The sequence below is a fragment of the Shewanella sp. POL2 genome, from assembly GCF_000282755.1.
GTDB lineage: Bacteria > Pseudomonadota > Gammaproteobacteria > Enterobacterales > Shewanellaceae > Shewanella > Shewanella xiamenensis.
Genome location: NZ_AKZL01000123.1, coordinates 1 through 10930 on the forward strand (window position 1 = coordinate 1; position 10930 = coordinate 10930).

The window sequence follows — 10930 nt, forward strand, 5'->3', positions numbered from 1 at the left end:
TGGTGTATCAGCGAGTTGTGCTCTGATGGGATTTAAATCGACGTAAGTCATACAAGCTAGCACAGCGGCTTCATCGAGTAGGGCTTGGGATTTAAACCGCCCTTCCCAGAACCTACCTGTGCAGTTATCTTCTTGATTTGCTTGTCTTGCAATCGGTTCGTTGAGGCAGCGCACAAACCATGAGATATCACATAATCGACTACGATAAAGGGCGATTGAGTGCTTTAATCTGTTGACCTGATGAGATTCAACCAACTCACCTTTAACAAATTTTCGCGTTAACTCATCGCCTTTAAACAACTTATGCCACTGCTCAAGCACTTCGCGGTCAGTCCAACGATTGGCAGTCTCGATATCGACTCGCAGCACCAGATGCAGATGATTCGACATCACCGCAAAGGCCGCCACATCAATAGCAAAAACCGCTTCAAGTTCAAACAATAGCGATTCGACCCAAGCGCGGCGATGGTCATAGTTTTTACCCGAATAGGTATCATCACCACATAAAAATGCCCGCCGAACAACGCGGCTACAGCAATGGTAATAAGGGGTGTCTTCAAGACTTATCTGAGTTCTGCGAGGGCGCGGCATACAAACCTCCATGTTCAATGCTTAACCAAAGCATAGTCGGAGGTTAGCTACCGCGCTATTAAGGCTGGGTGTCTGTGTTTTTGTTCGTAAATTTACGTATACCACCGCGCTAACTGAGAATTTCCCAATATTAATTCGATCTCATTATGCGACAGTACATTTGCATCTTCAGATTCAAGCACTTTAATATCTAAATGACATCCCATATTGGCACAAAAGAACTGTACTATTTTCAATCTAAAACTAGTAAGTTCATTCGCTTCTAACTCTTTGCTTGCGCTACTTAGCAACTTGAGAGCATCAACTCTTATACGGACGTATTCTTCATCAACCCAATGTTCATCTGAGTCATCCTTAAAATTGTTATGACAAGCGTTTTCTAGTTCATTTAATTTTTCTAAATATTTCTTCAAACTTTATTGTTCCCAAACAGACTAAACCGCTTGTCCAGCGGCCACACCAGATGCCCAGGCCCATTGGAAGTTAAAGCCGCCTAACCAACCGCTTACGTCCATCACTTCGCCGATAAAAAACAGGCCGGGGACTTTTATGGCTTCCATGGTTTTGGAGGAGAGTTCATGGGTATCCACGCCGCCGAGAGTGACTTCAGCGGTGCGATAGCCTTCGGTGCCATTCATTAAGACTGTCCAGCAGTGCAGATCGTCGACTAACTTGGCGCGCTCTGCATGAACCAGCTGATTTAAGGCTTTGTTGAGTAAAGCTTCATCAAATAACACCTCCACCAGCCGCTTAGGTAACCACTGACTTAAGGTATTACGCAGACTCTGTTTAGGATGTGCGGCCAGCTGTTGTTCTAAGGCCTGTGCGGCATCCATATTGGGTAATAGATTGATTTCTATGGTTTCGCCAGCTTTCCAATAGTTGGAAATCTGCAAAATAGCGGGGCCAGATAAGCCTCTGTGGGTAAAGAGCAAGGCTTCGCTAAAGGCGGTACCATCTTTGGCGGTAATACGGCTCGGTACGGCAATGCCCGACAGCGGTTCGAAGCGAATTTTATCTTCGCTGTGCCAAGTAAAAGGCACCAGACCCGCGTGAGTTGGCAACACCTTAAGCCCAAACTGCTCGGCCAATTGATAGCCGTAGGGCGTGGCGCCGAGTTTTGGCATAGATAAACCGCCGGTGGCGATCACTAAGGAGTCACAACTTAACTCGCCATTTGAGGTATTTAGCTCAAAGCGGCCAGCCTCGGTTTTGCTCACCGCCAGAATATCGGTACGCAGCTTAATGCTCACACCCGCCCATTCACATTCGGTCAGCAGCATAGTGACTATCTCTTTGGCCGAGTCATTACAGAACAGCTGGCCATGGTCGCGCTCGTGGTATTCAATGCCGTGGCGCTCAACCAGTTCGATAAACTGCTGCGACGGATAACGTGCCAATGCGGATTTAACAAAGTGCGGGTTGCCACAGATAAAGTTGGCGGGCTCGACTTTCAGGTTAGTAAAGTTACAACGGCCACCACCGCTGATCAGGATTTTACGCCCTGCCTGCTTGGCATTATCGAGTACCAGTACATCACGACCTCGGTAACCCGCTGTTGCAGCACACATTAATCCTGCGGCGCCGGCTCCGATAATAATTACATCATGATGTTTCACACTTATACTCCAGTCGATAAATTGATTTAGCTATTGCCTATCACCCCAAATAGTTCAAAGACTGAGTTACGGTATTGATCTTTGATATTGGGGTAGATATTCCGCATTCAGCATCCACACTTAATGGATACAGCCAATGCCCGACTGCTGCCGGTAACATTAAGGCGATAGCGATCGGACATAAAAAAGGGCGCTATTTTAGCACCCTTTATTTTATTCAGCATCATCACGGCTTGCGCTTTATTGCGCTGGCGTTTCTGATTTTTTTTCTCTGCTGAGCAGTTCTTTGGCGGCATCCAAGGGCGCTTTGCCTTGGTATAACACTTGGTAGATTTGCTCGGTGATCGGCATTTCGACGCCCATGCGCTTCGCCAGGGTAAACACTTCTTTAGTATTGCGATAACCTTCAACCACTTGGCCGATTTCGGCCTGGGCGGTATCCACATCGCAGCCTTTACCTAAGGCTAAACCAAAGCGGCGGTTACGGGATTGGTTGTCGGTACAAGTTAACACTAGGTCGCCTAATCCAGCCATCCCCATAAAAGTGGCAGTACTGGCGCCTAAGGCTTCGCCTAAGCGGGTTAACTCGACTAAACCGCGGGTGATTAACGCCGTTCTGGCATTAGCACCAAAGCCAATACCGTCTGACATCCCCGCACCAATCGCGATAACGTTCTTCACCGCGCCGCCTAATTGCAGGCCGATAAAGTCGTCGTTAGCGTAAACACGTAAGCGTTTAGGGCTGTGCAGCAATTCCACTAGCTCAGCGGTAAATTTAGGACAAGTGCCCGCAACCGAAATCGCCGTAGGTAATCCCATGGCTAATTCCTTCGCGAACGTCGGTCCTGACAATACCGCCAGCGGATATTGCTCGCCTAACACATCACGGGCCACATCTTGCAGCAAACGTCCGGTTTCAGGCTCGAGTCCTTTGGTTGCCCATACGATGCGAGCATCTTGGCGTAACAAAGGTTTAGCTTGGGCCAATACCGAGCCAAACACATGGCTAGGTACGACAATCAGCACATTATTGCTGGCCGCTAAGGCTTTGGCTAAGTCGGCTTCGATATGTAAACACTCAGGAAAGGCAATACCAGGCAAGAACGCTTGGTTGCATTTGTCCTGAGCGAGCGTCTGCATATGGGCAGGATCGTGCCCCCACAACAAGGTCTTATGACCATTGCTGGCTAAAGAGATGGCAAGGGCAGTGCCATAAGAGCCCGCCCCTAACACCGTGATATCGGCAGAGTTTTTCATGTAATTAAGCGTTAGCTTCTTCGGCTGCGGGTGCAGCTGCTGCGGCTTGACGTTGTTGCACGTATTGTGCGAACAGCGCGTCGAAGTTTACTGGTGCTAAGTTCAGTTGTGGGAAAGTACCACGACCCACTAAGCTACCTACAGCTTCACGCGCATATGGGAATAGGATGTTAGGGCAGTATGCACCTAATGAGTGAGCCAGTTGTGGCTCAGTTAGACCTGCGATTGAGAAGATACCCGCTTGTTGTACTTCACACAGGAATGCAGTTTCGCCAGCGTTTTGTGCAGTCACAGTCAAAGACAGAACCACTTCGTATACGTCATCGGCTAATTTAGCGCTGCGAGTGTCTAAATCTAACTTAACTTCTGGATTCCATTCTTTTTGGAATACAGCTGGGCTGTTAGGTGTTTCGAAAGAAACATCTTTAGTGTAAACACGTTGGATGTTGAATTGTGGGGCTTGTTGTTCGTTGTTTGCTACTTCAGCCATAATTTCCTACCTATCCTATCAATGTTATGCCAGCGCTTTTGTGGCTGGCTTTTTGTCAATTTAGCTCGGGCTTATTACGAGGCCTGTATTAGATCTCAGTACCGTCCCTACTTTCCCTTAACGGGTACTTGTGAAGTCAATCTAAACACTTAATAAAGCCCTTAGTGACTGCAGGATTAGTATGCCAAACAATGATGACGCTACTGCTGCACAATCAATTAACTATGCAGCACAGCGCATAACTGCCGCCGACAACTTATCTTTTGCTTTTTGAAACAGGCATATTCGCTGCCTGCCATTCACCCATACCACCTTTCAAGTTATACAGGTTTTCAAAACCTTGTTTACTTAAAAGCTGAGCCGCTTGAGACGAGGTCATGCCAGCATTGCATACCAGTATAATGGGACTACCTTTAAACTTTTCAAGGGCAGAAACCTGATTATTTTTGATATCCGCGAGCGTAACGTTAACTGCATCAACAATATGGCCCTTGCGGAATTCGTCATTTGAACGCACATCCACGACTTTAGCGTCTTGTCTGTTCACCATAGTGGTGAGTTCTTGATGAGTGACATTTTTGATTTTAGAGAAGCTCGATTTGATCACACTGACCACAAGCATTACAAACAAACCCACCCAAGCCAGACTTAGCATAGTGTGAGCCTTAAAAAATTCGATATATTCTTGCATGGTTACAGCCCGTATAAATGGCGAAAAATTCGATAAGGGCACAGAGTATACCCATTGCCTTGGCAGATTGCAGCAGTTTAGTCACAGTTCTAGAACACAGCTCAGCCCTTGCGCCATCTCGCTTCTCTTGGCGCTCACAGAATCTCCTCAAATAGCGATTCGATGACCTTAATCTAGGTAAAGCGCTTTTTCGTACCCCGCTTACGTAGTAATATTTAACCAATTTCAGATTTCTTTAGCTTCCTTAAACTTTAAAGGTATCACCATGACGACAACTAAACGTCCAATCGCGTTGTTGATCCTCGATGGCTGGGGTTACCGTGAAAATACGCATATGAATGCGATTTACCACGCTAACACACCAGTACTCGACCGTCTCAACGCCCAATATGCCCACGGTTTAATTTCAGGTTCAGGCTTAGATGTAGGCTTGCCCGATGGGCAGATGGGGAACTCTGAAGTAGGCCATATCAACTTAGGTTCTGGCCGAATCGTTTACCAAGAGCTGACTCGTATCAGCAAAGCCATTGCAGATCATGAGTTTGAACAAAATCCAGCCCTTTGTGATGCCGTTGATGCGGCAGTAAAAGCTGGTGGTGCAGTACACATTATGGGTCTGCTCTCTCCCGGTGGCGTACACAGCCATGAAGAGCATATCGAAGCCATGTGCCGCATGGCAGTAGCACGCGGTGCCACTAAAGTGTACTTACATGCTTTCTTGGATGGTCGCGATACCCCACCTCGCAGCGCCAAAGGCAGCCTAAGCCACTTTGATGATCTGTTTACTACATTGGGCCATGGCCGTATCGCCTCGATTATTGGTCGTTACTTTGCTATGGACCGTGATAACCGTTGGGACCGAGTGTCTCAGGCTTACGATCTGATCACCCAAGGCAAGGCGAAGTTCCAATACGATAACGCCGTGACCGCGTTAGAAGCCGCTTATGAGCGTAACGAAAACGATGAGTTTGTGTCGTCTTCAGCCATTACCGATAGCGAAGGCAAAGTTGCCAGCTTGAACGATGGCGACGCGCTGATTTTCATGAACTTCCGCGCCGACCGTGCTCGTCAAATCACCCGCAGCTTTATCAATGCCGATTTCGACGGTTTTGAACGTGCAGTGACGCCAAAGGTTAACTTTGTAACGCTGACCGAATACGCGGCTGATATCAAAGCGCCTATCGCCTATCCTTCTGAAAACCTAGTAAATACTTTAGGTGAAGTGCTGCAAAATCGTGGCCGTACTCAGTTACGTATCTCCGAAACTGAAAAATACGCCCATGTGACCTTCTTCTTCAACGGCGGTAAGGAAGAGCCATTCAACGGTGAAGATCGTATCCTGATCAACTCACCTAAAGTGGCAACCTACGACTTACAACCTGAGATGAGCTCAACCGAGCTGACGGATAAGTTAGTCGCAGCGATTGAATCCGCTAAATACGATGTGATTATCTGTAACTACCCTAACGGTGATATGGTGGGTCATACTGGCAACTTCGATGCGGCGGTTAAAGCCTGCGAAGCTGTCGATGCCTGTATCGGCCGCGTAGTTGACGCACTGGCAAAAGTAGGCGGCGAATGTATTATTACCGCCGACCACGGCAACGCCGAGCAGATGACCGACGAAACCACTGGCCAAGCCCATACGGCGCACACCAGTGAACTCGTACCCTTTGTGTTTGTTGGCCGTGACGCCACCATAGATGAAGGTGGTAAACTGAGTGATGTCGCCCCAACGATTCTGCACCTGATGGGTGAAACCATTCCCGCAGAGATGACGGGTAAGCCCTTAATCCACGTTAAAGAGTAGTTGTTACCTAGTGAGCACTCGACTCCCCGTTAAAGCCAGCATTATTGCTGGCTTTATGATGTTATCTTTCTCGGTCTACGCTTCTGATTTGGAGAAGCGTCAGTCCGAGTTGAAATCCATCCAAGCGCAAATCAACCAACAACAAAGCGCGCTTAAAAACACCAGTAAGCAGCGGGAAAAGTTACTCGCACTGCTACGCAGCGATGAAGAGGCGATTGCGGCGGCAGCCAAAAAGGTCAATAGCACCAAAACCAGTTTGGCGCAGATTGATAATACGCTTGCCGAACTCAAGCAACGCCAGGAAGAGTTAGAAACCCTCAAGGTGAGCCAGCAAAATACGCTTTCAAAACAACTTGCGAGCGCATACCTAGCCGGTAACCACGATTACACTAAGATGATGCTGAATCAGCAAAGTCCCGCCACTATTGAGCGGATGTTGGCCTATTACCAATATCTCAACAAAGCGCGGATGAAGTCGATTAACGAGTTAAAACAAACCATCACAGAGCTGGATGAGATTAAAGTCACCCAAACCAGCAAGCAAAAACAATTAACTAAGTTGATGGCCGAGCAACAAGTGCAATCTAAGCGCTTGAATCAAGAACAAGATCAACGCCAATTAACCCTCAATGAATTACAGCGCACCTTAAATACTAAAGGTGCCGAACTCGAACAACTGCAAATTGAAGAGGCCAGCTTAAAACGGGTGGTTGAACAAGCGCTTAAGGCCATGCGTGACAATCCTTCGATGGAAGGCTTCGATAAACAAGGCGGTAAACTCAAATGGCCAACAAAGGGCCGTGTTACTGCTGGTTTTGGCAGCCCGAGATCGGGCCAAGTGGTGTGGAAAGGCACTATGCTCTCTGCGCCCGAAGGACAAAATATTCGCGCGGTTTCTGGCGGTAAAGTCATCTATGCCGATTGGCTTAAAGGCTTTGGTATGGTGATGGTGATAGACCATGGTAAAGGTTATATGAGCCTCTACGGCCATGCGCAGGCCCTGTTAAAAAGCCCTGGAGACATGGTCAAAACCGGTGAAGCAATTGCTTTAGTCGGACGTTCCGGTGGACAGACAGAGCCTGGCCTATACTTTGAAATAAGGTATAAGGGGCAAGCGGTCGATCCAGCCAAGTACTGTCGTTAATCAGTACTGTCGCTAAGGTGGCCGTCCCCATCAACATCGGGGACGGCTATGAAACATCTAATCCGCAATATCGTCTGCCTTGGACTCGGCCTAAGCCTAGGCCTATCCATTAGCCTCTCCAGCCAAGAGAATGCCAAATCATATCAGAGTGACTTCGACTACCCGCTATTGCAGGATGTATTAGAAACGGTCGAAACCTATTACGTTAAAACCGTTTCCAAAGATGAGCTGGTGCAAGCGGCCATTAAAGGGATTTTTGAGCACTTAGATCCCTATTCCAGCTTTTTAAATCACCAAGAGTTACTCGACTTAAAAGACTCCAATCGCGGCGAATACTTCGGCTTTGGTTTTGAGGTCGCCAGCGATAAAGACCATATCAGCATTATCGCGCCCTTTGCGAACTCGCCCGCCGAACAGGCAGGCATCCAAGCGGGGGACATCATTATCAAGCTAAATAACACGCCAACCACCGAAACCAATCTTGCGGATATCCTCAATCAAATCAAACAACATAGCCTCAGCAATCAGAGTATTCACCTCACCTTAAAGCACCATAATGATGACGCCCAGTTCGAGGTATCCCTTAAGCCCAGCACTATTACGATTCAATCTGTCGCCAGCACATTACTGGATGGTAATATCGGCTATATTAGGCTCAGCAGCTTTCAAGAAAACTCCACCGAGGATATGGTGCGCAGTTTAAGCCAGTGGCAAAACGCGCATCTTACGGGCTTGATTTTAGATTTACGCAATAATCCCGGCGGCTTGCTGGATCAGGCAATCAAAATTGCCGACCTGTTTCTAGCTAAAGGACGAATCGTCTCTACCTCAGGCCGCTTCTTCGATGCCAATTCCGACTATTACGCCTCCCCCCAAACCATGCTGACCAATGTGCCTATGTTAGTGCTGATCAATAAAGGCTCGGCCTCCGCCTCCGAAGTCCTCGCCGCAGCCCTACAAGAGAATGGTCGCGCCAAGCTGCTCGGTGAAACCAGCTTCGGCAAAGGCACAGTACAAAGCCTGATCCCCATACTGAACGACGGCAATGCTATCAAGCTCACTATCGCCCAGTACAACACTCCCAAAGGGGAAAACATCCACGCTATCGGTATAGTGCCAGATATCAAAGTTGCAACCGAAACTGGCCCCAATCAAAAGAATATGGCTATAATCGACGCCATCTCAGCACGAACCGATGTCAGCCAAGACAACATAGTCATTTCCGCTATTGCTTGGATACAACATCATGACTAATAAGAAGAAATAGTGCGTCTATTTTATATATTGGCCCTTTTGGCTATCAGTATTGCACCAAGCAATGCAGCTCAAATCGCCTTGATCATCGATGATATCGGCTATCGTCACACCGACGAAGCCGTGCTTTCACTCCCCAGCGCAGTCACCTTATCGGTGCTGCCACACACGCCGCTCAGCAATAAGCTAGCCAAAGCCGCACACGCCAAAGGCCACGAGATTATGCTGCACTTACCCATGCAGGCGCTCAATGGTAAAGCCTTAGGGCTTGGCGGTTTAACCAACAAAATGAGCGAAGCACAGATACGTAGCAGTGTACTTGCTGCTATCGCCAGCGTGCCCTTCGCTAAAGGTGCCAACAATCATATGGGGAGCCTGCTGACGCAGCTCGATGATCCTATGTTATGGGTAATGGAAACGCTAAAGCAGAAGCAGCTTTACTTTGTCGATAGCATGACAACCAAATTCACTAAGGCGGGAGATAAGGCAGATTTACTCGGCGTGCCACTGCTACGACGCCAACTCTTTCTCGATAATGACGTCAGTGCAACAGCGCTGGAAAAACAGTTTAACTTGATGATAAGCCAGGCTCACGCGCAAGGCAGTTTAGTGGCCATCGCGCATCCTTACCCCGAAACCATTCACTTCTTAAAAACGAACTTAGCGCGCCTAAAGGCGGAAGGAATTGAGCTAGTACCGACATCACGCTTGTTGCCCATCGAACTAGCCCATGAGAAAGGCGCTAATCCAACTGTAAGACAGAAATAGTCATATCTGGCAGCAATGCTAGCAACTCATTTCGATTGCTTACAATGTCCTCCAAGCTGTATTGATCGAGCACGCTTAAATACGCCTCAACCGCTTGGGCTAATACGCCCTTCAACTGACAGGCGGGAGTGAAGCGGCAGTAAGGTTTGCTGCAATCAATCGGTGCCAGCGAGTTCTCTAACGCACGAATGAGTTGCCCAAGATTAATCTCGCTCGCCGGTTTACCTAAACGAAAGCCCCCCATCTTACCGCGTATGGTTTCTAGATAACCTAACTTGCCTAAGTGATGCACAATTTTCGAGACATGATTTGGTGACAAATCGAAGACCTCGGTAATCTCTGCGATCCTAAAAAGGGTTGTTCTATCGGGCTGAACCGCCAAATACATCAGCGTGCGAACACCAAAGTCGGTATAGCGTGTTAACTGCATAATTCACCTGTCAGCAATAAACTATTGAGATGTTTGAGATTCAAGGTTTGTGATCAACCAAAGCGCCTCTTCGTTAGAATCCCCACAGACATCTAAAGACGCTTCAAAATCACTACAAACCGCAGGACGATCAGGCGAGCCGAAAATCAAACACAAATTATCATCACTGAGCTGCACACAGCGCTCCCCAGCCGCCTTACCATTTGGCATTCCAGGGATCCCACTGCTAATTGAAGGTGCAATACAACAAGCACCACAGCCTAGGCGACAATTCATTTTATTACTCGTAAAAATTGGTAAACATTATACCGTTTAATTTATCTGTGGGCAGAAACACAGTTCAATACTGCCAAGTGGCGCACAACCACCTCACCCACAAATGAAAAACTGACCTGTCCAGCCGTAAAAATAAGCTGTCTATCATAACGAAAACGGCTCAATTCTTTTAATAAAAATGATGGTATCAGAATAACTTACAAGAATGAGACAGAGTACAGCACCGTTGATAGTTAGTCTGAGTAGATTTATCCGGCGAATAAACGAAAAAAGCCTCATCTTTCGATGAGGCTTATTTCTTTATGTTGGCGGAGCGGACGGGACTCGAACCCGCGACCCCCGGCGTGACAGGCCGGTATTCTAACCAACTGAACTACCGCTCCTTTAACTTAACGTTTGTGCATTAAGCTAAATTAGGCGCTTGGCGATGACCTACTCTCACATGGGGAGACCCCACACTACCATCGGCGCGATTGCGTTTCACTTCTGAGTTCGGGATGGGATCAGGTGGGACCACAATGCTATTGTCACCAAGCAAATTTGGTATCTACTCCCCATCTTATGTGGGCAGTAAATGAATTAGGAAAGCTGTATTGAGTA

General features: G+C 47.7%; 11 protein-coding genes, 1 tRNA gene, 1 rRNA gene and 1 pseudogene. 4 read left to right on the plus strand and 10 right to left on the minus strand.

The window, feature by feature from the left end:
- From SHEWPOL2_RS20385 to SHEWPOL2_RS20410, 6 genes and pseudogenes are all read right to left on the minus strand, one after another.
- Nucleotides 1-591 (minus strand): annotated as a pseudogene (locus SHEWPOL2_RS20385) (transposase); the annotation flags it as partial.
- Between the two features lie 92 nt (nucleotides 592-683).
- Nucleotides 684-1004 (minus strand): hypothetical protein, encoded by a 321-nt coding sequence (locus SHEWPOL2_RS20390; RefSeq protein WP_037431149.1) that lies wholly within the window; start codon nucleotides 1002-1004, stop codon nucleotides 684-686.
- A 21-nt stretch (nucleotides 1005-1025) separates the two neighbouring features.
- Nucleotides 1026-2210 carry an NAD(P)/FAD-dependent oxidoreductase gene (locus SHEWPOL2_RS20395; protein WP_037431151.1) on the minus strand — a complete coding sequence of 395 codons (1185 nt, stop codon included), beginning with the start codon at nucleotides 2208-2210 and terminating at the stop codon, nucleotides 1026-1028.
- 240 nt (nucleotides 2211-2450) lie between these two features.
- On the minus strand, nucleotides 2451-3467 hold the full coding sequence (gpsA, locus tag SHEWPOL2_RS20400; RefSeq protein WP_037431152.1) for an NAD(P)H-dependent glycerol-3-phosphate dehydrogenase: 1017 nt from the start codon (nucleotides 3465-3467) through the stop codon (nucleotides 2451-2453).
- A gap of 4 nt (nucleotides 3468-3471) precedes the next feature.
- Nucleotides 3472-3957: a protein-export chaperone SecB gene (gene secB, locus SHEWPOL2_RS20405; protein WP_011620882.1), complete on the minus strand. Its 486-nt coding sequence runs from the start codon at nucleotides 3955-3957 to the stop codon at nucleotides 3472-3474.
- A 256-nt stretch (nucleotides 3958-4213) separates the two neighbouring features.
- A complete protein-coding gene (locus SHEWPOL2_RS20410; RefSeq protein ID WP_011620881.1) occupies nucleotides 4214-4648 on the minus strand; it encodes a rhodanese-like domain-containing protein in 435 nt (144 codons plus the stop codon).
- A 265-nt stretch (nucleotides 4649-4913) separates the two neighbouring features.
- Between SHEWPOL2_RS20410 and gpmM the strand changes: the two genes are divergently transcribed.
- From gpmM to SHEWPOL2_RS20430, 4 genes are read left to right on the plus strand one after another with little or no spacing between them, the layout of a single operon-like run.
- Nucleotides 4914-6458, plus strand: a complete 1545-nt coding sequence (gene gpmM / locus SHEWPOL2_RS20415) for a 2,3-bisphosphoglycerate-independent phosphoglycerate mutase (RefSeq protein WP_037431153.1) — start codon at nucleotides 4914-4916, stop codon at nucleotides 6456-6458.
- A gap of 10 nt (nucleotides 6459-6468) precedes the next feature.
- Entirely contained in the window at nucleotides 6469-7602 is a 1134-nt protein-coding gene (locus SHEWPOL2_RS20420) for a peptidoglycan DD-metalloendopeptidase family protein (RefSeq protein ID WP_037414470.1), read from the plus strand.
- A 48-nt stretch (nucleotides 7603-7650) separates the two neighbouring features.
- Nucleotides 7651-8856, plus strand: coding sequence for a S41 family peptidase (locus tag SHEWPOL2_RS20425; protein WP_037431155.1), 1206 nt, complete (start codon nucleotides 7651-7653; stop codon nucleotides 8854-8856).
- 12 nt (nucleotides 8857-8868) lie between these two features.
- Nucleotides 8869-9624, plus strand: a complete 756-nt coding sequence (locus tag SHEWPOL2_RS20430) for a divergent polysaccharide deacetylase family protein (protein ID WP_037431157.1) — start codon at nucleotides 8869-8871, stop codon at nucleotides 9622-9624.
- Here the strand turns inward: SHEWPOL2_RS20430 and SHEWPOL2_RS20435 are convergent.
- The 4 genes from SHEWPOL2_RS20435 to rrf all read right to left on the minus strand — a co-directional run bounded on the left by SHEWPOL2_RS20435 (nucleotide 9599) and on the right by rrf (nucleotide 10865).
- A complete protein-coding gene (locus SHEWPOL2_RS20435) occupies nucleotides 9599-10054 on the minus strand; it encodes an Rrf2 family transcriptional regulator (protein WP_037431159.1) in 456 nt (151 codons plus the stop codon). The two genes, SHEWPOL2_RS20430 and SHEWPOL2_RS20435, sit on opposite strands and share 26 nt — an antisense overlap.
- A 21-nt stretch (nucleotides 10055-10075) precedes the next feature.
- Nucleotides 10076-10330, minus strand: coding sequence for a YkgJ family cysteine cluster protein (locus SHEWPOL2_RS20440; RefSeq protein WP_011624688.1), 255 nt, complete (start codon nucleotides 10328-10330; stop codon nucleotides 10076-10078).
- Between the two features lie 306 nt (nucleotides 10331-10636).
- Nucleotides 10637-10713 (minus strand) — tRNA-Asp (locus SHEWPOL2_RS20445).
- A gap of 36 nt (nucleotides 10714-10749) precedes the next feature.
- Nucleotides 10750-10865: ribosomal RNA gene (rrf, locus tag SHEWPOL2_RS20450) — 5S ribosomal RNA — on the minus strand.
- Nucleotides 10866-10930 lie beyond the last annotated feature (65 nt).